Genomic DNA, 25,318 nt, shown 5'->3' on the forward strand with positions numbered 1-25,318 from the left:
AGGCGCCGACATCAAGCAGGAACTGTATGTCAGCCTCGTCGTCGATCGCATCTCGCAAAAGATCGTCCTGATGGGTTCGAGCGAAGGCGGGATGGACATCGAAGAAGTCGCCGAAAAGCACCCGGAACTGATCCACAAGGTCATCGTCGAGCCGTCGACGGGCCTGCTCGACGCCCAGGCCGACGACCTCGCCGCGAAGATCGGCGTGCCGGCCGCTTCGATTCCGCAAGCGCGCGCCATCCTGCAAGGCCTGTACAAGGCATTCTGGGAAACCGACGCATCGCTGGCTGAAATCAACCCGCTGAACGTCTCCGGCGACGGCAAGGTCATCGCACTCGACGCGAAGTTCAACTTCGACTCGAACGCGCTGTTCCGCCACCCGGAAATCGTCGCGTACCGCGACCTGGACGAAGAAGATCCGGCTGAAATCGAAGCGTCGAAGTTCGACCTCGCGTACATCTCGCTCGACGGCAACATCGGCTGTCTCGTGAACGGCGCAGGCCTGGCAATGGCGACGATGGACACCATCAAGCTGTTCGGCGGCGAGCCGGCGAACTTCCTGGACGTCGGCGGCGGTGCCACGACCGAGAAGGTCACGGAAGCGTTCAAGCTGATGCTGAAGAACCCGGACCTGAAGGCGATCCTCGTGAACATCTTCGGCGGCATCATGCGCTGCGACGTGATCGCGGAAGGCGTGATCGCCGGTTCGAAGGCCGTGAACCTGAACGTGCCGCTCGTCGTGCGCATGAAGGGCACGAACGAGGACCTCGGCAAGAAGATGCTGGCCGATTCGGGCCTGCCGATCATCTCGGCGGACAGCATGGAAGAAGCTGCGCAGAAGGTCGTCGCGGCAGCCGCAGGCAAGTAAGCGCGCGCTAATGAACACGCATGGCGGCGCGGTTCATACGCGACGCCAATCGAACAGAGGTCAAAATACATGTCGATTCTGATCAACAAGGACACGAAGGTCATCACGCAGGGCATCACCGGCAAAACCGGTCAGTTCCATACGCGCGCCTGCCGTGAATACGCAAACGGCCGCGAAGCATTCGTCGCGGGCGTGAACCCGAAGAAGGCCGGCGAAGATTTCGAAGGCATTCCGATCTACGCAAGCGTCAAGGAAGCGAAGGAAGAAACCGGCGCGACCGTGTCGGTCATCTACGTTCCGCCGGCAGGCGCAGCGGCTGCGATCTGGGAAGCGGTCGAAGCCGACCTCGATCTCGCGATCTGCATCACGGAAGGCATTCCCGTGCGCGACATGATCGAAGTGAAGGACCGCATGCGCCGCGAAGGCCGCAAGACGCTGCTGCTCGGGCCGAACTGCCCGGGCACGATCACGCCGGACGAACTGAAGATCGGCATCATGCCGGGTCACATCCACCGCAAGGGCCGCATCGGCGTCGTGTCGCGTTCGGGCACGCTGACGTATGAAGCCGTTGCTCAGCTGACGGCACTCGGCCTCGGCCAGTCGTCGGCAGTCGGCATCGGCGGCGACCCGATCAACGGTCTGAAGCACATCGACGTGATGAAGATGTTCAACGACGATCCGGATACGGACGCGGTCGTGATGATCGGCGAAATCGGCGGTCCGGACGAAGCCAATGCGGCCGAGTGGATCAAGGACAACATGAAGAAGCCGGTCGTCGGCTTCATCGCGGGTGTCACGGCGCCTCCGGGCAAGCGCATGGGCCACGCCGGCGCGCTGATCTCGGGCGGTGCGGATACGGCCGAAGCGAAGCTGGAAATCATGGAAGCGTGCGGCATCACCGTCACACGCAACCCGTCGGAAATGGGCCGTCTGCTGAAGAAGGCGCTGTAATCATTTCCATTGGGTTCGTCCTGCAGAAAACGCCGGCTTTGCCGGCGTGAGACTGCGAAAAAAAGCTGACACTTGACGTCAGGGTTTGATACGGCGGTCGAGCGCTGCCAAGCTAAATAGTGCGATCGCTAGCTTGAGAAGCTCGTGGCGCGGCGCACATCTTTGACCTCATCGCTCAACGCCTTGGTGTGCTCGCATTTCACTGGGGTCGCGTCGTCGCACCTTCAATTTCCTGAAACTTGACCCAGCCGAACGGCGATTGCCTCGTACAACCCGGTTGGGGTGCGGTGAATTCTGCTGCTGCCGAGGGGGCGAGCAATCGTCGCTAACTGAATGCGCTGATGCCTGCTAGCGGTGGACTTCGTCGGTCCATTCCCGCGTGTCGGGAGAGATCTTCAACCGGCTGCCCTCGAGCTTGATGAGCCGGTTCAGCTTGCCGATTCCGGCCTGCCCGACGATCGTCCGGTGGCGCACGCAAGCAGCCCGGATTGAATCGATGATTCGCGACAAGCCGCATGCGTCCGTGCATGCCGAGCTTGCAGACACCGTTGTCCCGGTGCGACCGTTCGGCCGGTTCGGCTGGCCGTCTCGATGACTCGAGGCGCGCGGCGCCGCGGACAATGCGAGCGCCATCCATCGATGCTGCCCCGCGAAGCATCGCCACGTGATCCGAGGATGTCGCTGCCCGACAAGCAAAGCTTTTCCGCGCTGTGAGCAAAGGTGGACAGTCTGCGAACGCCTATTGTTCTAGTAACGGAAATGCGCGCGATGCTTACACCAACGGCCGCATACCGCTATAAGAGCCGATGCTTCGCCATGGGCAACTATCTAGGAGACGCAAGTGCCTGATACCACCATGCAAGGCTATCCTGCTTCTGCGCTGTTCGACGAAGAGGCGGGGGCGATCGATCCCCTGGTCTACTCCTACCAAGGTATCTACGAGCAGGAACTGGACCGCATCTTCGGGCGGTCGTGGCTTTTCATCGCTCACAAGAAACATATTCCCACGATCTACTGGCGGCTCGCGCGGCCTCAGTTTGAAGTTCGCCGAGTCGCTCGGCGAACTGGGTGCGCGCGTTGTGCTCTCGGCTCGAGAAATCGGCGAATTGCAAGAGGCGCAGGCGCATTTGAATTCGCTGGGCATCGAAGCGGATTTCATCGCAGCGGACGGTGCGGTCAAGATAGATATTCATCGCTTGGCCAACGAGACGCTCGCTAGATTGGGACACGTCGATATCCTCGTAAGCAATGCGGGTGCAGTGTGGAGTGCGCCGGCGGAAGATCATCCCTTCGACGCATCGGACAAGGTGATGGACCTCAGCATCCGAGGCCTCTTTCTGCTTACCCAGCAAATCGGCAAGTGATCGATGATCCCGCGCGGGTATGGCCGAATTGTCGACATCGCATCGATCGCTGGGCTCAGAGGTAATTCGCCCGACGCCATGAGCACGATTGCCTACAACGCGAGCAAGGAGGGGCGTCGTGAATTTCACTCGGGCGCTGGCGGGCGAGTGGGAACGGCGCGGGATTACCGTCAATGCGATCGCCCCGGGCTTTCTCCCTTCGAACATGACGCGCGGGTTGCTCAACAAGTTGGGCGCCGATAGCGTCGCCGCGGAAGTGTCGTTGCGCCGTATCGGCGACAGCGAAGATCTGAAGGGGGCGGTCGCATTGTTCGCATCGGATGCCGGCAAGCACATCACGGGGCAAATCCTTGCAGTAGATGGCGGCGCGACTGCCGTGCTCTAGTTTGACGATAGGAGATACAGATAATGAAGGCAATGCAAATCGCACGTACCGGTGGACCGGAGGTACTCACGTTAGTCGACCTCGAGGCGCCTCATCCTCGTGTTGGAGAACTACTGGTCAAGGTGGACGCCGCCGGCGTTAATTTTGCCGATACAGTCCGTCGCCGGGGTGCATTTTATCCCGCCCCAACACCCCTTCCGATCGTACTGGGAAGCGAGATATGTGGAACCGTCGTGTCGGTTGGCGATGGAGTGACCGGCTGGCAGCCGGGTTCGAGGCTTATCGGCCTGCTCGATCACGGCGGCTATGCCGAATACGTCATTGTCGAAGCGCGTAGTGCGATTCCGATTCCGGAAGATGCCGACTCATCCATTGCGGCGGCCATTTTCGTGCAAGGCATGACCGCGCTGCTGGTGCTTGACGACGTCGGCGGTCCCGTGACGGGCCGTAACGTGCTTGTCGAAGGTGCGGCCGGAGGCGTAGGCGGCTTGGCGGTGCAAATTGCGCGACTGCTCGGTGCCCGTCATGTCATCGGCGCGGTGAGTTCGCCGGACAAGGGCGAGCTCGCCCGTGAGCTAGGCGCGACCGGCACGGTCAACTATACGGAGTCGGGCTGGGAAGAGGCGGCGCGTGCCCTCACGAATAACGAAGGCTTCGATCTCATCCTCCATGTCCAAGGCGGCGAGGCACTCGCTCGCGAGCTCGCCCTTCTCAGGCCTTCGGGGCGCATCGTCGCGTACGGCGCGGCTTCCAACGAGCCGATGCTAGTGGATGCTGCCCACATGCTTGGGGGCAACCTCGGTGTCTGCGGCTTCTATCTGGGGGTGCACCTCGCTGACGCCGAGCGAATGAAACGGCAGTTCTCGCGCCTAATGGGATGGGTCGAGTCCGGGCAGATCACGGTGCCGATCGGCGGGTGCTTCCCTCTTGCCGAGGCGGCTCGCGCACATGCGCTACTTGAGTCTCGCCAATCGACGGGCAAGCTGATCTTGAAACCGTGATGCCAGATGGGGCAGCAAACTTGAGCTAAGTCGAGCAAACGCATACGCGCATTACGCTGAACATACTGCGTCGGAGGTTCGTAAAGCGCCCTCCGCTCAACAACCGAAGAGGAGGTGTACATGAGTATTTCATACAGTGGAGGGTGCGCCTGCAAGGCGATTCGCTACGAGTGCTCGGCCGAGCCGATTTTCTCATTGAACTGCCATTGCCGTGACTGTCAACGTGCAACCGGCAGTGCTTACGCCTCGGTGCGGATCGTGCCGGCTCCCGCGTTTCGGATCGTATCGGGCGAGCCTCGATATCACAGGGTGAAGAGTGATCTCGGTCACGACGTGGAGCGAGGCTTTTGCCCCGACTGCGGATCGCCCATCCTTGGAAAGATCGCGGAGAAGCCCGAGATTGTGCTGATTTTCTGCGGCAGTCTCGATGATCCTAGCCAGTACTCGCCCTCGATGGACTTCTACACCACCAGTGCTCAGCCGTGGGACTTCATGGATCCGGCGCTGACGAAATTTGCCAAAGGTCTGCCCAACTCATAACGCGTTGCTTAAATCCAAAGGAGACGAACGTGCTGCGACTGAAAACTGAACTGAACTTGCCGGACGTTTGCCTGACCGGTTTCGAAACGCCGCTGTCCGAGGAGGAGCGCGCCGTTCAGGAAACGCTTCATCGGTTTGCCAAGAAAGTCCTCCGCCCAACGGGCACGGCGCTGGACAAGATGACCGCGGAGCAGGCCATTGCCCCAGGATCGCCTTTTTACTCGGTCTTTACAGAGTTCGCGAAGCTCGGCGTAGATCCCGCGCTGTTCGCTTCGCTGCCCGCCGAGACGGCGTTGCGCATGGAATCGATGATCGCCGAGGAGCTCGGATGGGGCGACAGCGGGCTTGCCCTGTCGCTGGGGATCGCCAACTTCCCTATGCAACTGGCTGTTACGGCCGGCAAGCAGGAACTGGTCGAGCTGTGTGCCGGCCGCATCGGATGCTGGATTGGAACGCAGCCCGACCGGGGCAGTGACTTCCAGGTGTTCGACATCGAACGCGATTGGCCGCAAGGCACGCCGGGTAATCAAGGCAACCTGTGGGCGAAGGTGGGCGACGACGAGATCGTGATCAACGGACAAAGCTCGGCCTGGGTATCCAACGGCGCCGTTGCGCAAGTGGCGATCGCCTATATGGGCGCGGACTATGGCGATGGACGGCTTGACAAGAACGGCCTACCGTACGGTGTCGGGGTGATCATCCCTCTCGACCTCCCCGGGGTCTCGCGCGGCAAGCCGCTTGAAAAAATCGGCCTGCGCGCGCTTCCTCAAGGGGAAATCTATTTTGACAACGTTCGTGTTCCGAAACGTTTCGCCGTCGCGTTGAAAGACGAGTACTACGGCAATTTTGCTTCCGTGTGGTCTTACGCTGGAGCACACACGTCGCCGATATTCGTGGGCGTCGCCCGCGCGGCGTTCGAGTTGGCGCTGCAGTACTGCCATGAACGTAAGCAGGGCGGAAGGCTGCTGATCGATCATCAGCTGACCCGTTATCGTCTCGGCGACATGCTGCGCCGGATTGAACTGGCTCGCGCGACGGCTCGGCGCTCACTCGCGTTTGCACGCCTTTCGGAGCGGGTCCACCCCTATGTCACCGCAGCGAACAAGGTGACGGTAACCGAAGAGGCGATGAAAGTGGTCCACGAGGCGCTTCAGCTTTTCGGCGCGGTGGGCACGACACGCGAATATCCCATCGAGAAGCTGTTCCGCGACACCCGTCCCTCCCTTATCGGGGATGGCGAGAGCTACTCGGTGACCATGCGCCTTGGGCTTCTTTGTCAGCAGCTCTATGCGGAGGGTTGGAGCAATCCCTGATCCGTCGAAATGCCGCGTACAACTTCGCGAATTCCCCGATTCGCGGGGATGAAAACGAACGCGCCTATTTCTTCCTGCGCGCTTTCCGGCCCCGCCAGCGACGCGAAAGCCGCCCGAAGGCCAGGTAGGCGACGGGCGTGGCGGACAGGTGCGTCGGGGCAAACTACCCGAACTGTTGGAGTGAGTGTGATGGATCAGCCGATTCTTGATTTAAATGGCAAGGTGGCGTTGGTAACTGGTTCCGCACAAGGTCTTGGTGCGGAAATCGTGACTACTCTGGCGCGCCAAGGCGCAAGGGTAATCGTGTCGGATGTCCTCGAGGACTTGGGCCGAACGACTGCACGAGCTATTCAAGGGGCGCAATTCGTCAAACATGATGTAGTGAGCGAGCCTGACTGGCAGCGAGTTGTCCAATTCGCCGTTGAGACGCACGGTCGTCTGGACCTCGTAGTGAACAACGCCGGTATAGAAGCTTTTTCGCTTCTCGAGAATCTCACCGTTGAGCAATTCCAGCGCGTTCAGAAGGTGAATCTGGAAGGAACGTTCCTCGGCACAAAGTGGGCGATTCGAGTGATGAAACCAGGCGGTAGTAGCGGGCACGGCGGCAGCATCATAAATATCTCGTCACTGGCCGGTATCGTCGGTACGTTTGGTTTGAGTGCGTATTGTGCCGCTAAGGGCGGCGTTCGCCTCTTGACCAAAGCCGCGGCCATTGAATGTGCGCACCTTGGTTATGGTATTCGAGTTAATTCGATTCACCCGGCTGTCGTCGAAGGGGGGATGGGAAAATCCGTTGTCAAAAGCCTTGTGGACTCGGGATTGGCTCCGGACGAGCACGTAGCGGAATCCCTCCTGGCAAGCACTCATCCTATGGGATTCGGAAAGCCAAAGGATGTCGCGGATGCAGTTTGTTTCGTGGCTTCAAGCCACTGGATGAATGGGGCCGAGTTGGTTCTGGATGGCGGAGCCAGCGCTCAGTAAAGGGCAGCGCAGATGGCCGTGCATGGTGGTTCGGCCGCTACGGAAGAGCTTGCCTTGCTAGTTCAATGCGACGCGCATAGGTACCCCTTCGAGTACATCACTCGCAAGTGCGTATTGCGAGTGCCGGGAAGCCGGACAAGTGGCGGAAGCCCTGACGCATTTGATGATGGCTCCCGTCAATGCTAGTCCCGCCGACTAGAGTTGTGAGCGGAGGTGGCGTGGGAGGTCACTTCCGCTATAGTGCTCGGCCTATCTTGACGAAAATCGATCGATAGACCGCCCCATCTTGGCAAGAACCAAGCCTATTAGCGAGTGCTCGTACTTCTTGTCAATTCAGCGGCTTTTGCTCAACTTGTATGGCAAAATGAAGCGAGCAATCATGGCAGAATGATTTGCAAGCCATTGATTTTATTCATGTATGCCGCTCAACTTTATTGACAAACGATAGCCGGCCAGGCGTGCGTCACGCGTGCGTGTCGACCCAGAGGCGGCCCCAGCGGGACGCATAGGCGAGCGCGTGTTCTTCTTCGAAGAAGAAATCGATCGCGTCGAACGAAACGGAGCGCGGCGACGGCCCGCCGCCCGCCCGCTCGATCGTCAGGTTGGCTGCGAACAGCCCGTTCGGCAACCGGGCGGCGGCGGGAGCGACTTCGTAGCCCTTGTAGCGGATCGTACGGTTCATGGCGTGCGCGGAGAAAGTTCGGACTTTCAGCGTACGAAAACCCGCCGGCCGCGTGAACCAATCTTTCGGCCAATGCAAATCACGCGGCGGGCCGAATCGATATCGAGAGGGCATGCCGGGAAAGGGGATTCGACGCGAAGCGTCGCTGTGGTTCGTGCGTGGCGCGGTGCCGGCGCGCGCAGCACATCGCCGCGCGTCCGAAGACGCGCCGCCCGCGCACGGCGGACCTTGTCGGCCGGGCGCGGGCGGCGGAGTGAAGGGGATTACTGGTTGGCGACCTTCAGCACGGGGGCGAGCGCGTCGACCGATGCCGCGTGTGTGGTCGCGCGATGCGACGCGAATGCGAGCGCGAACTCGGCGGCTTGCGCGCCGACCGTCTCGAGCTGCGCGACGACCTTCGGATCCGAGCAGCTGTCGGCGCTTTCGAAACGCGTTTCGAGCGTGTTCACGGTCGCGCCGAACGGCGTCGGCCAGCCGCGCAGCGCATGGACGATCGAACGCAGAGACGTCAGCACGGTGCCGGCTGCCTGCCAGCCGTACGCGGTGACGATCAGGCCGACCGCGCGGCCGTCGAGATAGGGGCGATCGTCCGCGCGCAGTTCCTCGAGCGTGTCGAGTGCGTTCTTCACGAGGCCGGAGACGCCGCCGTGATAGCCGGGCGTCGCGATGATGATCGCGTCGGCCTGGCGCACGGCGTCGATCAGTTCGCGCTGCGCGTCGGTCAGCGTTTTGTGTTCGGGGGCGTAGTGCGGCAGCGTATGCAGGAACGGGCCGTCGAACAGGCGCGTGCGCGCGCCGGCGGCCTGCGCGCCGCGCAGCGCGAACGACAGCGCGCGTTCGGTCGACGACGCTGCTCGGGTGGTACCACCGATGCCGACGACGAACGGGCGGCGGTGTTGATCGAATGCAGTCAAGGGGCGCTCCTCGGGGATGGCTTGCCCGGCTAAGCACAGGCTTAAAACCAGATGGTAACGACCTCATCGCCACTCTGAAAACGACTTTTCGTTCTATCGATATGTCGCGCGGCGGGGACAATCGTGTGCGCGGCCGCGCAGATCGATAGCAGAAATGCTTGGTTGGGACGGTGCGCCGCGGTCGATAAGATGGGCCCGTCTCCTCCATGATGTCTCTACTGACATGGGTTGGCCCCGCCGCGCGGATGCAGGCGGGGCTTTTTTTCGTCCCGGTCAGGAAAAGGGGCGCGATGCCTGCGGCCGTTGCCGGTTATTCGAATACCGGCCGGAAGAAGCTGCGTTCGTAGCTGACGATGCAGCGCGTTTCCTCCGCGTAGCGGAACGCGGCCTGGCATGCCGGATCGTCCTTCGAGCGTTCGCGGTAGCGCTCGTACTCGGCGAGGCTCGGGAACGAGAACATCGCGAGCGCGATGTTGCTCGCACCTTCGGACGGCAGGAAATAGCCGTGATGCGTGCCGCCGAACTTTTCGACGAGCGGAATCCACATCTTGCCGTAGGCTTCGAACTGGTCGAGCTTGTACGGATCGATGACGTAGCGGAGGAAGCAGGTGACCATGTGCGCTCGCGGTGCGGTGACGGAACAGCGAGTCTGGATCGCGTCGCCGCAGGTGTCAACGGAGCGCGTGCGGGGCGTCGACGCCGTCGCGGGATTCGTTGCTTGCACGCACAACGATCGGCGTATTTTCATGCGTTCGCAACGACGCCGGCAGAGCGGTGGCACGCATCTTCGTTGCCGTTTTTCCTGCAAGTATTTCCCCGAACTTTTACGACATTTTTTCTTGCGAGGGCGGTCGGCGCGCTCATAGACTTCGGGCATCCCAACCACGGAGCACTGCGATGTCGATACCCTGGAACGCGATTGCCGAACGTCTCCCTGCCGCGCCGCCTTCCGTGTGCGCCGACCGGGTGGTCGTACGGCGTTTCGATCCGGCAGTCGACAGCTATGCGCAACTCACGCCGATGCTGCATCGCGCGTTCGCGCGGCTCGGCGCGATGGGGCTCAACTGCACGTGCGTCGATCAGGACGAGGGCGTCACGCGCCGCCGTGCGGAAGCGGGCGAGTGCTACGTCGCCGTATGCGGCGGGCGCGTCATCGGCACGGCCACGCTGTATGGGACCGATCCGTCTTCGGCCTGCTCGCTGTACCGGCACGAAGGCGTCGCGAGCGTGCGCCAGGTGGCCGTGGATCCCGATTGCCAGAGCCGCGGGATCGGCGCATTGCTGCTGTCGTTCGCCGAGCAGTGGGCCGCGTTGCGCGGCTATACGCTGCTCGCGCTGGATACGCCGCATCCCGCGTCGCATCTGCTGGCGTTCTACGGCGCGCAGGGTTTCGAGGTCGTCGACGTGATGCGCTTCGCCGGCAAGCGCTACGACAGCACGATCCTCTGCAAGCGGCCCGTCGTGTCCGTCGTGCACCGCGTGCCGCCGGCGTCGCGGCTGGCCGCGCGCGTGGCGGCCGTGCGGCGTCTGGCGCATGCGTTGCCGGCGCGCGTCGTGGCAGCGGCACGGCGCGACCTGCGCGTACGCCGTGGCGCGGGATGGGCGGCGCGACGCGCGGCCGGCGCCGCGAGCTGCCGTTCGTCACCTTGGCGGCCGCGCCAGCATGGGCGCTACACGTTCGGCTGAGCGCCGCGCACGGGCTCTTTTCCCCGGTTTTGCCGCGTAAACGTCGCGTGAGCGGAGTGTGGCGCTTCCGCTCGTATACGGCCCATGAGACCCCCCCGCCGCGTCGCGGCGAAACCGATGTTTACGCGCTTTTTATGCTTTGCCGCGATCTTCACGCGAACCTTCATAAGATGGTTCAAGTGGAAACGGATGCTGCGCGATCGTGCGCGCGATGGTGTCGGCCAGCGAAGAGCGAAGCCGAACGCCGTCACGACGGTTCGTCGCAGTGATGCGTTGCGGCCGTCGAAAGAAACAGGAGTGCCGAAACGCTGCATAAAGACACGCGGCAGGCGCGTCGCGTCACTCGTCGCGGTTGCGCGACTCGCCGCCGCCTTTCGCGAGACGCCAGGCAATCGTGCCGAGCACGCCGACCGCGACGACCAGCGCGCCCCACAGCACGTAGCGGCGCGTCGCGTCCGTATCGGCAGCCGCCGCCGGCGCGACCGCCGATATCGGCAGCGCCGCGCCGACGCGCGCGGGCCGGACTTCGGGCGCCATGCCGACCAGCAGCGCATCGCGGCTGACGGCCGAGGACACGAGCGCCGCATCGCCGACGCCGAGCGTAAACGGTGGCGTGCCGCGTGCGACGAAGGTCAGCGCGGCCGGATGCCAGCCGATCGCGACGGCCGGCTGGCCGGCGCCGAATCCGCCGTTGCGCATGTCGACGACGATCCGCCACGCACGATCCGTGTTCGCCGCGAACTCGAGCGGCGGATTGCGCTGCTCGCCGGCCTTGCCCTGCAGCCGGAACAGCACGCCGCCCGCGACGTCGCGCCACGGCGCCTGCGCGTCGGCGCGGCTTTGCAGCGTTGCGCGCGCGACGGTGTTCGGCTGCGGCAGGTCGATGCGCACGCGGTCGACCGGATACGCGCCGTCGGTGTCGAACAGATACTCGCCGGGTGCGCTGCCGGCCCGCACGCGCGCGGCGTCGCGCCATTGGCGCGGCACGGATGCGGTATCCGTCCCGCGCGCGTCGCGCGGATGGGTTTCGACGTCGATCGACGCGATCGCGGGCGCACCGTCGAGCCAGTCCAGCCGCAGATAGCGCGGCGCCGCACCTTCGAGTGCGATGCGTTCCTGCACGAGCATGTCGTCGCCGCGGCCGACCTTCAGCAACTGCGTGCTGCCGAGCGAGCGCCAGTTGCGCAGGTCGTCGCTGGCATCGACGGCGACACGCCCTTGGTAGCTGTCGTCGCCCACGTGCACGAGCAGCGCGTCGACGGCGCCGTTCGCACGCGACAGGTCGACGAGATCCGCGCCGCGCCTTGCCGGCGACGGCGTGGCGACGGCCGCGCGCAGCGAGCCGTCCGGGCCGACCGTCACGCCGAGCGGCGCGTTGCCGTTATCGGCGCGCACCGGCGGCAGCGGGAACCAGTGCACCGGCGTGCGCGACGGCGGCACGGCGGGCGCGGCCGACGCGGGTGCGTCGAGCGAATACGGAACCGGCTCGCCCGCGCCGTTGAAGATGCGCACGTCGCCGAGATCGTCGCGCCGGCTGGCCGCATACACGGGCTGCGGCACGGTGAGCTGGTAATACGCGGCGCTGCCGTCGAGGTCGAGCGAGAAGCGCTGCGCGACGCGGCCACCACCCGGTGTGCCGTCGGCGGCCGCGAACGACGCGAGCAGGCTCAGTCCGAGCAGGGCCGCGAGTCGTTTCATTGCGGGTCGTCCCGTTGGGCCGCGGCCTTCGGCGGCAGCGGCGAGAAATAGCCGATCAACAGCAGCAGCACGCCGATGCCGATGAACGACACGATGCGCTCGATGCCGGTCACGTGCGACAGGTCGAACAGGAACAGCTTGACGACCGTGAGCGCGAGCAGCGCGGCGCCGACGAACCACAGCGGGCGCAGCCCGCGGCGCGTGGCCCAGATCGTTGTCGCGAGCGCGCAGACCGTCCAGTACACGGACACCGACGCCTGCACGAGCGTCGATTCGGCCATCGCACCGAACTCGTACGGCACGCCGGCCCAGTGATGCAGCGTGCGCAGCATCAGCGCGTTGAACCACAGGAATACGGTTGCGATCGCAACATAGTCGATCGCGCGCGAATGCCACGTGATGCCGAGCGTCTTCAGGCGGTGCAGCCACGCGGCGAACGCGACGAAGACCAGGAACTGCGCGATGTCGAGCGGATTGAGCAGCGGCAGCCAGAAGAGCGGCGATGCGTCGCCGTCGCTTGTCGCGCTGGCAATGCTCCACAGCCACAGCAGCGCGGCGAGCGGCGCCGCGCCCCACACCTGGTAAGCGCGCGGGAACGCGGCGACGGGCCAGCGCAGGCGCGAGCCGGGGCCCGATACGAGCAGGAGCAGCGCACCGAAACCGTAGGCCCACGCGCTCCAGCTCCACGCGCCTTCGGGCACGAATGCGCGCAGGCGCCAGAAGCCTTCGAGCGACAGCAGCCCGCACAGGGTCCAGAACATCAGCGTATGCAGCGGCGCGATCACGCCTGCGACGTTGGCTTGGCCGATGCCGGGTGCCGCACCCTGCGCGGCATCGGCGCTTGCCGGTCCGCGCGACTGGCGCCACAGCAGCGCAAGACCCGCGCCGACGGCGACGGGCCACGCGAACGCGCCGAGGCCCGACAGCGGCGCTTCGTACGCATCGAACGCACGCAACGCGAGCAGCGCCAGCACCGGCGTCAGCGCGAGCGCGGGCCATTCGGCGAGCGGCCATGCCAGCCGGCGGCGCGCGACGTGCGCGAGCCACGCGGTGCCGGCCGCGAACAGCGCGGTTGCGTCGACGACGAAGCGGTCGGCATGCAGGTCGACGTGACGGCTCGCGTAGACGAGGATCTCGTGCAGCCCGCCGCTCACCCACCACAGCAGCCCCCATGCCGCGGCAGCGGCGCCGATCTCGGGCATCCACGCGTGCCATGCGCGCGCTTCGCCGCGCCCGTGCAGCCACCAGCCGGTGAACAGGCCGGCGAGCGCGATCAGCAGCATCGCGATATACGGGCCGTTGAGCACCGGCAGCGCGGTTGCGTCGGCCGGCCCGAGCAGGCTCGTGAAGAATGCGCCGGCAGCGGCGACCTGCATCAGCAGGCCGAAGCCGAACGGCAGCAGGCGCTTCTGGCGCACCGCGAGCCACACGACGGCCGCGCCTTCGATCGCCCAGGCGGCGCTCGTCGTCGGGCCCGAGAACGCGAGCGGCACGGCCAGCGTCGCGAAGATCGCCGCGAGCGCGAGCATCGCCTCGAACAGCAGCGCGAGGCGGCCGCGGCGCCGCGCGAGCCATGCGGCGACCGCGACGTAGAACGCCGACAGCGCGACGGCGCTCCACGCGAGCCCGAACGGCATGCCCTTCACGAGCGACGCCTGCAGCGCGGTCGCGACGATCGGCGTGCCGAACACGAGCGTGCCGTCCACGTAGTGCCGCAGCGCGAGTTCGCGTTTCACCGCATACAGCAGCGCGATGCCGACATACATCAGGAAGAACAGGATCAGGAACGGCTCGGTGCTCGCGAACAGCGCGGGGCGGTAGGCCGTCACGCCCCACGCCGAACCGATCGTGAACGTGAACACGAAGCCGAGCAGGTTCAGCGGGCGCCATGCCTTGAACCACGCGATCGCGAAGATGCCCGCGTTCAGCAGCGCGTAGTAGCTGAACAGCGCGACATGGTTGCCCTGGCCGGTCGACAGCAGCACCGGCGCGAGAAAGCCGCCCGCGCTGCCCATGAACGCGAGCGGCAGCGCGTTCTGCCTGACCGCGAGGAACGCGCTCAGCGCGCAGACCGCGACCATCAGCGGAAACGCGGCGCCGACGGGCAGCAGCGCATAAAGCTTGGTCGCGGCGAAGATCGTCAGGTACAGGATGCCGATGCCGCCGCCTTGCAGCACGAGGCCGTACGCGGCGCGGCGCCCGCGCACGCGCCAGCCGATCGCGAGCAGCGCGGCCGCGGCGAGCGCGGTGCCCGCGAGGCGGAATTCGATCGGCAGCATGTTGTTGTCGGCCGCGTACTTGAGCAGGAACGCGACGCCGAAGAACAGCACGACGATCCCGACGCGCACGACGGTATTGCCGCCGAGCAGCCAGTCGCGCGCGGCGCTGAACGCACGTTCGGCGATGCCGGGTTCGCGCGGTGCGGGCGGGGTGGGGCGGACGGGTGTTGCGGGGGCGTTCGCCGTTGCGTGGGTGGCGGCAGGAACGGGGGCGGGCGCTGCGGTTGTCGGTGCCGCGGCCGGCACCTGCACCGATGTGGATGCCGGCGTGCCCGCGCGCGCGGCGGCTGCGATTGCGGGTTGCACAGGCGGTGGCGTTGCCGAACCAGCGGGTGAGAGCGGAACGGACGAGGCACCGGCCGCACCGGCCTTCGCGCCGGCGAGCTGGCCGCGCAGCGAATCGAGTTCGCGCGTGAGCGTTTCGACGGTCGCTTCGAGGCGCGCAACACGCTCGACGAGCGGCGCGGGCGTGGGCGGCGGCGTCGCGGGCATCGCGAACGCGTCGGGCGCGGCGCCGTCGTTCCTGGGTTTGTGTTGCCGCAGCGCGTGACCGATGCAGAATCCGACGACGGCGCCGAGCAGCGAGCCGTTCGCGACCGAGAAATCCCCGATCAATGCGGCGATGCCGCCTATGATGAAGCCGATTACGGCGAATGCCCAGTTCAACGCCTTACTCCCTCTCTCGTATCGTTATCGTCCTTCGCTCGCGGTTCGCACCGGATCGAGGCGGGTTTCAGCACGGCCGGCAGGCGAATCGGCATGCGCGCGCCGTTGGCGGATCGTCGTGCGCAAGGCGCGCGGCAACAGCGCGATCGGCGTGTTTGCCGGCAATGTATCACAGCGGGCATGCGGGATTTTCTGGGTTGCGGAGAGGCCCCGATGCGTGCCTGATCGTCGTTAACGACGATCGCTCGGCACGGTTTTTTCTGTGCGGTCATGCTTTTTGCGGGGGGCCGGCAGGCACGGCGAGACGGCTGCCGGGATGCATTGATCTGACGACAGTCGCGACGCCGGCTGATCGGACGTGAAATTGTCGCAAAACGACGCGCGCCCGATGCGGATTGGCGCGAAAAAACATGCGATTCGCGCCGCGCTGCTGCGCACAAGTCCCGCGTGCGATGCCCGTCGTTGTTGGGTGTGCGCGTATTGCGCTGCCGCAATCGGGGGCCGCCGCGTGCAGCGGCCCGCCTGGCGGGGCTGGAGGCCGTGTCGTATTTGCGCAAGCGTTTGTCGTAATTCGTCGGCAGGCCGGGGTTTTTTCTAGCAACTATGTAGGCACGCTATGACTCGCGTGAGTCCCCGCTACACGAGGAGAAGGTTTCGATGGATGCCCCCAAGGTCGTAGTCGAAGGTCTGTGCAAGGTGTTTGGAAACAACCCGAAGCAGGCGCTCGACATGCTCGCCGCCGGCGCGACGAAGGACGAAGTGCTCAAGCGCACCGGTCAGGTCGTCGGCGTACACAACGTCTCCTTCGATGTGCAGGAAGGCGAAATTTTCGTGCTGATGGGCCTGTCCGGCTCCGGCAAATCCACGCTGATCCGCCTCGTGAACCGGCTTGTCGATCCGAGCGCCGGCAAGGTGCTGATCGACGGGCTCGACGTCGCGTCGGCACGCCGCTCGGCGCTCACCGCGCTGCGCCGCAAGGACATGAGCATGGTGTTCCAGTCGTTCGCGCTGATGCCGCAACGCACCGTGGTGTCGAACGCCGCGTTCGGCCTCGAGGTCGCGGGCGTCGGCAAGAAGGAACGCGAGCGCCGTGCGATGGAAGTGCTCGAGCAGGTCGGCCTCGCGCCGTTCTCGCACAAGCTGCCGTCCGAGCTGTCGGGCGGGATGCAGCAGCGTGTCGGCCTCGCACGCGCGCTGGCCGTGAACCCGTCGCTGATGATCATGGACGAGGCGTTCTCCGCGCTCGATCCGCTCAAGCGCAGGGAAATGCAGGACGTGCTGCTGCAGCTCCAGAAGGAGCAGCGCCGCACGATCATGTTCGTGTCGCACGATCTCGAGGAAGCGCTGCGCATCGGCAGCCGCATCGCGATCATGGAAGGCGGCCGGCTCGTGCAGGTCGGCACGCCGCAGGACATCATCGCGAACCCGGCCGACGACTACGTGCGCGCGTTCTTCGACGGCATCGACACGAGCCGCTACCTGACCGCCGGCGACCTGATGCAGACGGGTGTCGTGCCGACCATGTCGAAGTGCGATGCCGCGAACGTCGCGGCGGCGTTGAACGGCCACGACGAATACGCGTTCGTGCTCGACGCCCAACGCAAGATCCGCGGCTTCGTCACGCGCGACGCGATCGGCGATGCGTCGCCGTCCGTCCGTCCGATCGAAAGCATTCGCCGCGACGCGACGCTCGATCACGTTGTCGCCCGCGTGGTGGCGAGCCCGAACGCACTGCCCGTCGTCGACGACGACGGCTGCTACTGCGGCTCGGTCGACCGCGCACTCATCCTGAAAGCCATCACGCGTTCGCGAGGTTCCCATGTCTGAAATGATTCCGCTCGGTACCTGGGTCGACCAGTCCGTTCACTACCTGCTCGACCATGACGCCAAGACATTCGACGCGATCGGCCAGGCGATCGAGGGCCTCGCGGCGCTCGTCGAACACGGCCTGCAAGCGATCCCGATGTGGCTGATGATGGCGATCTTCATCGGCGTCGGGCTATGGCGGGTGGGCTGGCGCTTCGCGCTGTTCACGACCGCGTCGCTGCTGCTGATCTTCGCGACGGGCTTCTGGGACCAGACGGTCATCACGCTAGGCCTCACGCTGTCGTCGACGATCATCAGCCTCGTGCTCGGTATCCCGCTCGGCATCTGGGCCGCGAAGAGCAAGTGGGTCGCCGCGATCGTGCGTCCGATTCTCGACCTGATGCAGACGATGCCCGCATTCGTCTACCTGATTCCGGCCGCGATGCTGTTCGGTCTCGGCCGCGTGCCGGGGATCCTGTCGACGGTGATCTTCGCGATGCCGCCCGCCGTGCGCCTGACGAGCCTCGGCATCCGCCACGTGAACCGCGAGATCGTCGAAGCCGGCCAGGCATTCGGCTGCACGCCGTGGCAACTGCTGTACAAGGTGCAGTTCCCGAATGCGCTGCCGTCGATCATGCAGGGCGTGAACCAGACGATCATGATGGCGCTGTCGATGGTGATCATCGCGTCGATGGTCGGCGCGGGCGGTCTCGGCAACGACGTGCTCGCGAGTATCCAGCGCCTCGACATCGGCCTCGGTTTCGAAAGCGGTCTGTCGGTCGTGCTGCTCGCGATCATTCTCGACCGCATCACCGAAAGCTTCGGCCGTGCACCCGGCGCCGTGAAATCGCCGCTGTTCTCGGGCCTCAAGCAGCTTTTTCGCGCGAAGGCCACACCCGCGCAAGCCTGACTGACCGGCGGCCGGCCCGTCTTCCGGCCGCCTTCCCTGATTCGATAACCGCTTCCGCGGCGTTTGCCGCGGGGCTGGCCGCTTGTAACCTGTTCGCCAGGAGTCCGATGTGACGTCCGCCGCCGCTGTCGCGCCCGCCGCCTGCGTTTCACCGGTTTCGTCCCTCGCCCATTTCGGCTTCCTGACGCTGCCGAACTTTTCGATGATCGCGTTTTCGAGCGCGGTCGAAGTGCTTCGGATGGCGAACTACGTCGGGCGCGCCGATCATTACAAGTGGTCGATCTACTCGCTCGACGGTTTCCCCGCGCATGCCAGCAACGGCATTGCGGTACGGCCCACGCAGGCGCTCGACTACACGAACCTGCCCGACGTGATGATCGTGTGCGGCGGCATCCGCATTCGCGACGTGGTCGACGAGGGCGCGCGCGATACGCTCGCGGCGCTCGCCGAACGCGGGCTGCCGCTCGGCGGCATCTGCACGGGCGCGTATGCGCTGATGTCGAGCGGGCTGCTCGACGGCTATCGCTGCACCGTGCACTGGGAGAACCTGTCCGCGCTGCATTCCGAGTTTCCGCAGGTCGGCTTCGCCGACGAGCTGTTCGTCGTCGACCGCGACCGGCTGACCTGCACGGGCGGCACCGCGCCGCTCGACCTGATGCTGAACCTCGTCGGCATGCGGTTCGGCCAGCAGCTTGCCGCGCAGGTGTCGGAGCAGTTCATCCTGGAGCGCATCCGCAGCTCGACCGACACGCAGCCGATTCCCGTCGATGCGCGCGTCGGCTTCTCGCGTGCGGAGCTGATCGAGGTCGTGCGGCTGATGGAGGCGAACATCGAGGAGCCGCTGTCGCTCGAGGAGCTCGCGCGCCTCGTGCGATTGTCGCAGCGGCACCTGCAGCGCATGTTCAAGGTGTACCTGAACGTGTCGCCGACCCATTATTACCTGACGCTGCGCCTGAAACGCGCACGCGACCTGCTGCGCACGACCGACGCGTCGATCGCGCGCGTGACGACGGTCTGCGGTTTTCATTCGCCGTGTCATTTCAGCAAGGCGTACCGCGCGCAGTTCGGCCATGCGCCGAGCTACGAGCGCAGGTTGCCGGGGCGCTGACGGTTTGTACGATCCGCGACGCCGCCGGGATCGCGGTGCGCGGCTTCAATAAACGATCCCGCATTCATGCAAACGACATCACTTTGAGGAGAAGAAAGATGAAGCGCCTATTGATCGCAGCGGTGTGCGGGATCGGGATAACCGCGCCGATGTCGGCCGTTTATGCAGCCGATCCGCCCGTGTGCAAGAACGTGCGCTTCGCGGACGTCGGCTGGTCCGACATCGCGGCGACCACGGGCCTCGCATCGACGATGCTGCAAGGGCTCGGCTACAGCCCGACGAAGACGATCGCATCGGTGCCGATCACGTTTGCCGGGATCAAGAGCAAGCAGATCGACGTGTTCCTCGGCTACTGGTCGCCGACGATGGACCCGATCATCCAGCCGTTCACGAAGGCCGGCACGATCAAGGTGCTCTCGACGCCGAACCTGACCGGTGCGAAATACACGCTCGCGGTGCCCGACTACGTGTACCAGGGCGGCCTGAAGTCGTTCGCGGACATCCAGAAGTACGCGGACAAGCTGAACGGCAAGATCTACGGGATCGAGCCGGGCAATGACGGCAACCTGCTGATCAAGAAGATGATCGACGGCAACCAGTTCGGCCTCGGCAAGTTCAAGATGGTCGAGTCGAGCGAGGCGGGGATGCTGGTCGAGGTCAACCGCGCGATCCGCGACAAGCAGTGGATCGTGTTCCTCGGCTGGGAACCGCATCCGATGAACGTGCAGATGAAGATCGACTACCTGAGCGGCGGCGACGACGTGTTCGGCCCGAACTACGGCGAGGCGAAGGTGCTGACGGCAACGCCGCCCGACTACGCGCAGCGCTGCCCGAACGTCGCGAAGTTCGTGTCGAACCTGCAGTTCACGACGACGATCGAGAACCACGTGATGATGCCGATCATGAACAAGGAAGACCCGAACAAGGCGGCGGCCGCGTGGTTGAAGGCGAACCCGCAGGCGCTCGACAAGTGGCTCGCGGGCGTGACGACGCTCGACGGGAAGCCGGGGCTGCCGGCGGTGAAGGCTTATCTCGGCGTGCATTGAGCGGAGTTTTCAGGTCTTTGCCACTTTTGTTTGAGGTTTGACGGTGGTCGTACGCCCCCGAACGACAGGGTAGATACCCGGTGTTCGGGGGCGATCTTCAGGCTTGTCCGGCGAGTGTCAGCGCATTTCCCGCAGTTGGCCGAATACTGGATTATCGTGATAGCTGACTGCCTGAGATCGACTCGGGCGGTGTCCCGGGTGACCGATAAAAAATTGAGATAAAGAAATATAATAAAAATTAGTTATACGAATTTCGAATTCGTATGATTGAAAGTCCCTTTCGGATCGCGCATTTTGGTGTGTGTCATTCGCACCAATCTCACGAAGGGGAGTCAGGATGCCGCACCAGAAAAAATCACCCACCCATTTGTTTGCCACCAGCGGCTGGTTTACCGCGCGGGGCGGGTGGAACGCCCGGACCAGCAGCGGGCCGACGATTGTCGGGCCAGCGGTCGCTTGCGCGAGCAACGTCGTTGCTTACGAGGATGGCGGTGAGGCTGCTATTGCGGACGCAGCCTGGATCGTCGGTGACTTTAACCTGGCCGATTACGGCGATTTCAAACGGCTCGTGTCTGTCGGCAGCGAACTCGATAACGGTGATGTCATCACCGGCATCCCGGAGCGAGAAAGGCTGGCGTCGGGTAGCTGGCTCAGGGTGGTGAAGCAACCGGGCGCTGTGCGTCGAGGCGAGGTCGCATGATCCGCTACTTTCTCGCACAAGGGGATAGCGGTGGCAGCGCGACGATCATCGAAGGGCTGCCGAATGTCACCTGTTCCAATCCGCCGCCGCGAGTGCATATCGCGATGCTCTATATGAAGACCTATTGTGCCGCTTGCGAGCAGGAAGGGTATGTCGCGCCGGAAGGTCCACGTTTGCCTGGCACAGCGCCCAATGGTCAGCCGTGGGCGCTGAGCGGCGATATCAATGTTTGCGGGTGCAATCCATCGCCGGTCTTTTATGCCGAGCGGGGGATGCGCATGATCGTCAGCGATCAGCCGGCCGGAGCCCCGGTGAGGCTGGGCCGAAATCATGCTCATTCGACCTCGGCAACCAACGACGAACATGACGAACAGTATGTTTTGTGCGATGAGAAAAGTGGCCAGCCGCTTGCGCATGTCCGATACCGCATACAAACAACATCAGGTCGAATCTTCAGCGGTGTCACGGATTTCGAAGGGAACACTCAGCGTGTAATGACACGTCGTGCCGAAAAACTTAGGCTTGAGGTGGTGGAGAACAATAACGATGCCTTGTAACGAATATGTTTGCGTCCACGATTCGGCAGTGACGAACACTACGCAGGGTTCGAAGCTGAAAGTTCTACTGACGCTCAACGGACCACCCATCTGCCCGACCATGAGCGACGCAGAGTTTAGAAGCCTGGTGATGCAACTTCGCGATGAAGGAGCGGACCTTGTGGAGGAGCGACTCAAAAGACTGGCAGAGTGGTCGCAGAACGAACGTACGCGAGTCTGGACGTGGTTCGGCGCGAATGACGACGGGATTCGTCTCAGCCTTATCACCGGACTGACTGCTACTCTGGCAGTCATGCGATCACTAGGCCCTGCGAATTTTATGAGGGCTCATCCTGATCTGGATCGATCTCTTGGATGCTTGCCTACCAACAAGAGTGTCGGGACTGTCGCGCACGTCTGTGGTCCCGACACGGCAACGCATACGATAAGCATCCACGAGGAATTCTGTACGATTCGTGATCGAAGTCGGGCGGCCACCTCGAAGTTGTCGACGATCATCCACGAGTGCACTCATTTCAAGGATACGTTTGGAGCGGGCGATCCAAAATATGGCATCACGCGATTTCTCCCGAAGTGGGGGCAAGATAATCCGAAGATGGCAATTAAAAATGCGGACAGTATTGCGGCATATGTTGTATGGCTTGATTAAAGGTGTGATTTTTCTGTGGGTGTCCACAAATTCGTATGCTTGTGATGGATCCGAGAATTTGCCGGGGCAGAATTATGACCTTATGTTTGAGAATAATTCTGTATCGGTGAGCGCGGAGCAGGCGGAGAAGCTGAGAGGCTGGGTATCGGATATGTTGTCAAGATTTCCGCTTCGTGAAGGCGTAGCCGTGAGCGGCGTAGCGGAGTCCACGGAAACCGATCCTGAAGAATTGTCTGCCAGGCGTGCCGAGGCCACTCATCGTCTGTTACGGCATTTCGGGTTAGAACAGGAGCGCTATGCTATTCATAGTTATGTCTATAAGCGTATGAGTATTCAAGACAGTGAAAATGCGAAGCGGGCTGAGATAACGTTGCTTCCTGGCTGCCCCGGAAATTGTTGTGCCGATATGTAAGGCGCCTCGTGAAGTGAGGCGGCGTCAGGGCATACTCCCGCCGCCGTCTTGCAATGATAGACGTCCGATTCACGATCCCTTCGTCGCCGCCGGCACGTCGAACACGCGATCGAACGCCCACTGGAACACGAACGCGTAGCAGAAGAAGAACGCGAACAGCCCGATATCGACGACGAACGCGTCGAACCACGAGATGTCGAGCCACCACGACACGACGGGTACGAGCATGAAGATCAGCCCGCCTTCGAATCCCGTGGCGTGCAGGATCCGCCGCCCGAGCGTGCGTGCCGGCTGCCGGCGCGACGCTTCCCAGCGCTCGAACAGCGCGTTGAAGATCATGTTCCACAGCAGCGCGATCGCCGACATCGTCGCCGACAGCGCGCCCGAATAGACGAGATCCTGCTTGAAGATCGCCGCGATCGCGGGCGAGATGCAGGAGATGGCGATCGTTTCGTAGAGCACCGCCTGCGTGATCCTGCGCGGTAGGCCTTGCACGTTGTTTCTCCGGTTCGACGGCAACCGCCGCGGCACCGTGCCGCGACGTCCCGCAAGGCTATTCGCGTTGCGCACCTGCTTCAATTCACCTAATCTCACCCCGATTGAATCGAATTCAACCCGGCCGCATCCGGCCCGCGAGGCCCCGTGTTCTCGAAAATTCCCCTGACCGCATTGCGTGTATTCGAGTCGTCGGCGCGGCTCGGCACGTTCAAGGCCGCGGCGGACGAACTGTCCGTGACGCCGGCCGCCGTGTCGCACCAGATCAAGTCGCTCGAAAGCCGGCTCGGCGTGCTGCTGTTCGAGCGCGGCGCGAGCGGCGTGCGGCTCACGGCGGAGGGCGAGCGGCTGTTTCGTGCGAGTCACGATGCATTGCTAGCGCTGAGCCGCGGGCTCGATGCGGTACGGCCCGAAGCGGCCGACGAGCGCACGCTCGTGCTGACCACCACGCCCGCATTTGCCGCGATGTGGCTGATTCCGCGCCTCGGCCGGTTCCGTCGCGTCGATCCGCAATTGAACATCAAGGTCGAAACCGGCAACGCGCTCGCCGATCTCGAACGCGACGCGCGGATCGATCTCGCGATTCGCGCGACGTCGCGCACGTTCCCGGCGCTGCACGAGATCGCGCTGATCGACGAGTATTTCGGCGCGTATGCGGCTGCCGGGTTCGATGCGCATCGTTCGGACGAGCGTCTCGATTTGATCGAGACCGTGTGGGATACGCCGCTGCCGGTGTCGATCGACTGGGTGTCGTGGTGTCGCGCTGCCAATCGCGAGGCGTGGCTCGAACGCGCGGTGTTCCGGCATTACGACGACGAGCAGTACGCGTTGCAGGCCGTGTTGCATGGTCAGGGCGTCGCGTTGTTGAGTTCGGTGCTGGTCGCCGAGCACGTCGAGCGCGGTGCTTTGATGCCGATCGAGCCGTCGGTGCGGCTCGACGGTGCACGCTTCGTCGCGCTGTGTCGCCCCGGGCGGGAACGCGAACCGCAGGTCAGGCGGTTCCTCGACTGGCTCGAAGCGGAAATCGCGCACACGCGTGCGGCGGTGGCGCGGATGGCGCCGGGCGACCGCCGCGCCGATGAGCCTGTCGACGCGCGATCCGGCGAGTGACCGCGAACCCGCGAGTGTCGGGCTCCGGTTGCCCGCCTTACGCCGTCACCCGAACCTGACGCAATACACCGGCGGCAAATGTGCCGACACCATCTGCCAGTTTTCACCGCCGTCGCCGGACGTCCATAACCCGCCGGTCGTCGACGCCATCGCGAGGCGCGTGCCGGAATCGTCCACCGCGAGCCCGTGCCGGTACACGAGGTCGTACGCGGGCGCGGCCGGCAATCCGTTCGACAGACTCTCGAAACTGCGGCCGCCGTCGCGCGTACGCGTGACGACGAACCGGCCGTTCACCGGAATCCGGCAGGCATCCTTCACGGCCGGCACGAACCACGCCGTGTCCGGTTCGTCCGGATGCGCGGCGACCGCGAAGCCGAAGCTCGAAGGCTGCGCCTCGATCCGCCGCCAGTGCTCGCCGCCGTCGGTCGAGCGGAAGATCGCGCAGTGATGCTGCGTCCACAGCACGTCCGGGTTGGCCGCGCACTGCACGACGCGGTGCGGATCCTGCACGTTGGGCTCGCCGCGCCGTTCGGGCGGCATGTAGTCGGCTTCCATGCCGTCGGCGGTCACGCGCCAGGTCGCGCCGCCGTCGGCGGTCTGCCAGACGCCGCCGCACGAGATGCCGACCGTCACGTGCCGGCTGTCGCGCGGATCGACCATCACCGAATGGATGCCCGGCGCGTCGTACCCGCCGCCGCCCCACTCGGCGCGTTCAGGGCGATCCCACAGTGGGCGGTTGAGCACCCACGAGTCGCCGTAATCGTCGGAGCGGAACAGCCCGCCGGGTATCGTGCCGGCCCACAGTGCGCCCGGCTCGTCGGCGCCGCCGGCTTCGAGCGACCAGATCTGCTGAAGCGTCCAGGGCGGCTGTGGCGGGCTGGGGGGCTCGTCGTCAGCGTCGACCGTGCCTGCACGTGCGACGGCGCCGGCGGGCGGTTCGTCGGCAGGCTGCGGCGGATAAACGGGGACTGCGCATTCTTCCCAGTCGGTGGCGCCCGCTCGCCTGCGATGCAGCTTCACGCCGAAATGGCCGAGGTTGAGCGCGGCGTACAGCGTTCCGTCGCGCGGGTCGGCGAGTGCCATGCTGACCGGTTCGCCGACGAAATGCGGTTCGCCGAGCGTCCAGCCGCCGTTCTTGTCGGAATGAAGAACGAACAGGCCCTTGCGGGTGGCGACGAGCAATCGGTCATTCATGTC

At 64.3% G+C, this 25,318-nt stretch carries 23 protein-coding genes and 2 pseudogenes; 17 read left to right on the forward strand and 8 right to left on the reverse strand.

Translation table 11 applies throughout. The features are described from left to right. Positions 1–868, forward strand: an 868-nt coding sequence (gene sucC, locus BT264_RS33400; protein ID WP_072442722.1) for an ADP-forming succinate--CoA ligase subunit beta, incomplete at its 5' end; no start/stop codon positions are given. Between the two features lie 69 nt (positions 869–937). Then, positions 938–1,819, forward strand: coding sequence for a succinate--CoA ligase subunit alpha (gene sucD, locus BT264_RS33405; RefSeq protein WP_072442724.1), 882 nt, complete (start codon positions 938–940; stop codon positions 1,817–1,819). Between the two features lie 348 nt (positions 1,820–2,167). Here the strand turns inward: sucD and BT264_RS39410 are convergent, their stop codons facing one another. Next, entirely contained in the window at positions 2,168–2,329 is a 162-nt protein-coding gene (locus tag BT264_RS39410; protein ID WP_177318435.1) for a hypothetical protein, read from the reverse strand. Between the two features lie 488 nt (positions 2,330–2,817). Between BT264_RS39410 and BT264_RS33410 the strand changes: the two are divergent. From BT264_RS33410 to BT264_RS33430, 5 genes and pseudogenes are all read left to right on the forward strand, one after another. Then, positions 2,818–3,568, forward strand: a pseudogene (locus BT264_RS33410) (SDR family oxidoreductase). 23 nt (positions 3,569–3,591) lie between these two features. Next, positions 3,592–4,569, forward strand: coding sequence for a quinone oxidoreductase family protein (locus tag BT264_RS33415; protein ID WP_072444522.1), 978 nt, complete (start codon positions 3,592–3,594; stop codon positions 4,567–4,569). A 120-nt stretch (positions 4,570–4,689) separates the two neighbouring features. Continuing rightward, on the forward strand, positions 4,690–5,109 hold the full coding sequence (locus BT264_RS33420; protein WP_072444537.1) for a GFA family protein: 420 nt from the start codon (positions 4,690–4,692) through the stop codon (positions 5,107–5,109). Between the two features lie 29 nt (positions 5,110–5,138). Continuing rightward, a complete protein-coding gene (locus BT264_RS33425) occupies positions 5,139–6,422 on the forward strand; it encodes an acyl-CoA dehydrogenase family protein (protein ID WP_072444520.1) in 1,284 nt (427 codons plus the stop codon). 189 nt (positions 6,423–6,611) lie between these two features. Beyond that, the gene (locus tag BT264_RS33430) at positions 6,612–7,403 is read left to right on the forward strand and encodes an SDR family NAD(P)-dependent oxidoreductase (protein ID WP_072444518.1); all 792 of its coding nucleotides are present in this window, start codon (positions 6,612–6,614) and stop codon (positions 7,401–7,403) included. 463 nt (positions 7,404–7,866) lie between these two features. Here BT264_RS33430 and BT264_RS33435 read toward each other — a convergent pair whose 3' ends face one another. The 3 genes from BT264_RS33435 to BT264_RS33445 all read right to left on the reverse strand — a co-directional run bounded on the left by BT264_RS33435 (position 7,867) and on the right by BT264_RS33445 (position 9,615). Beyond that, positions 7,867–8,085 carry a hypothetical protein gene (locus BT264_RS33435; RefSeq protein WP_034180843.1) on the reverse strand — a complete coding sequence of 73 codons (219 nt, stop codon included), beginning with the start codon at positions 8,083–8,085 and terminating at the stop codon, positions 7,867–7,869. Between the two features lie 263 nt (positions 8,086–8,348). Next, a complete protein-coding gene (locus BT264_RS33440; protein ID WP_072444516.1) occupies positions 8,349–8,999 on the reverse strand; it encodes an NADPH-dependent FMN reductase in 651 nt (216 codons plus the stop codon). Between the two features lie 310 nt (positions 9,000–9,309). Continuing rightward, a complete protein-coding gene (locus BT264_RS33445; RefSeq protein ID WP_072444514.1) occupies positions 9,310–9,615 on the reverse strand; it encodes an NIPSNAP family protein in 306 nt (101 codons plus the stop codon). Between the two features lie 281 nt (positions 9,616–9,896). Here BT264_RS33445 and BT264_RS33450 point away from each other — a divergent pair, with 281 nt between their 5' ends. Continuing rightward, positions 9,897–10,685 (forward strand): GNAT family N-acetyltransferase, encoded by a 789-nt coding sequence (locus BT264_RS33450; protein ID WP_072444512.1) that lies wholly within the window; start codon positions 9,897–9,899, stop codon positions 10,683–10,685. Positions 10,686–11,024: 339 nt separating this feature from the next. On the opposite strand, the gene BT264_RS33455 is transcribed toward BT264_RS33450, so the two are convergent. Together BT264_RS33455 and BT264_RS33460 are read right to left on the reverse strand one after the other, a co-directional pair. After that, positions 11,025–12,383, reverse strand: coding sequence for a DUF3999 domain-containing protein (locus BT264_RS33455; RefSeq protein ID WP_072444510.1), 1,359 nt, complete (start codon positions 12,381–12,383; stop codon positions 11,025–11,027). Further along, positions 12,380–15,328 carry a DUF2339 domain-containing protein gene (locus tag BT264_RS33460; protein WP_072444508.1) on the reverse strand — a complete coding sequence of 983 codons (2,949 nt, stop codon included), beginning with the start codon at positions 15,326–15,328 and terminating at the stop codon, positions 12,380–12,382. The genes BT264_RS33455 and BT264_RS33460 overlap by 4 nt, the downstream gene beginning before the upstream one ends. 369 nt (positions 15,329–15,697) lie before the next feature. Here BT264_RS33460 and BT264_RS33470 point away from each other — a divergent pair. The 8 genes and pseudogenes from BT264_RS33470 to BT264_RS38750 all read left to right on the forward strand — a co-directional run. After that, a pseudogene (locus BT264_RS33470) lies at positions 15,698–17,155 on the forward strand (glycine betaine/L-proline ABC transporter ATP-binding protein); the annotation flags it as partial. Continuing rightward, complete coding sequence (gene choW / locus BT264_RS33475; RefSeq protein WP_072444506.1) at positions 17,148–18,044, forward strand: choline ABC transporter permease subunit; 897 nt, start codon at positions 17,148–17,150, stop codon at positions 18,042–18,044. The pseudogene BT264_RS33470 and the gene choW, both read left to right, overlap by 8 nt. 109 nt (positions 18,045–18,153) lie before the next feature. Next, positions 18,154–19,152: a GlxA family transcriptional regulator gene (locus tag BT264_RS33480; protein ID WP_034180835.1), complete on the forward strand. Its 999-nt coding sequence runs from the start codon at positions 18,154–18,156 to the stop codon at positions 19,150–19,152. A 98-nt stretch (positions 19,153–19,250) separates the two neighbouring features. After that, positions 19,251–20,198 carry a choline ABC transporter substrate-binding protein gene (locus BT264_RS33485; RefSeq protein WP_034180834.1) on the forward strand — a complete coding sequence of 316 codons (948 nt, stop codon included), beginning with the start codon at positions 19,251–19,253 and terminating at the stop codon, positions 20,196–20,198. A 337-nt stretch (positions 20,199–20,535) separates the two neighbouring features. After that, positions 20,536–20,898, forward strand: coding sequence for a hypothetical protein (locus BT264_RS33490; RefSeq protein WP_072444504.1), 363 nt, complete (start codon positions 20,536–20,538; stop codon positions 20,896–20,898). Beyond that, entirely contained in the window at positions 20,895–21,455 is a 561-nt protein-coding gene (locus BT264_RS33495; RefSeq protein ID WP_072444502.1) for a PAAR domain-containing protein, read from the forward strand. The genes BT264_RS33490 and BT264_RS33495 overlap by 4 nt, the downstream gene beginning before the upstream one ends. A gap of 130 nt (positions 21,456–21,585) precedes the next feature. Beyond that, the gene (locus BT264_RS33500; protein WP_244137361.1) at positions 21,586–22,104 is read left to right on the forward strand and encodes a M35 family metalloendopeptidase; all 519 of its coding nucleotides are present in this window, start codon (positions 21,586–21,588) and stop codon (positions 22,102–22,104) included. Beyond that, positions 22,085–22,516, forward strand: a complete 432-nt coding sequence (locus BT264_RS38750; protein WP_175962153.1) for an OmpA family protein — start codon at positions 22,085–22,087, stop codon at positions 22,514–22,516. Before BT264_RS33500 ends, BT264_RS38750 begins: the two co-directional genes overlap by 20 nt. 69 nt (positions 22,517–22,585) lie before the next feature. Here the strand turns inward: BT264_RS38750 and BT264_RS33505 are convergent, their stop codons facing one another. After that, positions 22,586–23,011 carry a PACE efflux transporter gene (locus tag BT264_RS33505; RefSeq protein ID WP_072444533.1) on the reverse strand — a complete coding sequence of 142 codons (426 nt, stop codon included), beginning with the start codon at positions 23,009–23,011 and terminating at the stop codon, positions 22,586–22,588. Positions 23,012–23,158: 147 nt separating this feature from the next. On the opposite strand from BT264_RS33505, the gene BT264_RS33510 reads away from it, so the two are divergent. Then, the gene (locus tag BT264_RS33510) at positions 23,159–24,121 is read left to right on the forward strand and encodes a LysR substrate-binding domain-containing protein (RefSeq protein WP_072444499.1); all 963 of its coding nucleotides are present in this window, start codon (positions 23,159–23,161) and stop codon (positions 24,119–24,121) included. 45 nt (positions 24,122–24,166) lie between these two features. On the opposite strand, the gene BT264_RS33515 is transcribed toward BT264_RS33510, so the two are convergent. Next, complete coding sequence (locus tag BT264_RS33515) at positions 24,167–25,315, reverse strand: WD40/YVTN/BNR-like repeat-containing protein (RefSeq protein WP_072444498.1); 1,149 nt, start codon at positions 25,313–25,315, stop codon at positions 24,167–24,169. Positions 25,316–25,318 lie beyond the last annotated feature (3 nt).

The sequence above is a fragment of the Burkholderia sp. NFPP32 genome, from assembly GCF_900119325.1.
In the GTDB taxonomy this organism is placed as follows: domain Bacteria; phylum Pseudomonadota; class Gammaproteobacteria; order Burkholderiales; family Burkholderiaceae; genus Burkholderia; species Burkholderia pyrrocinia_C.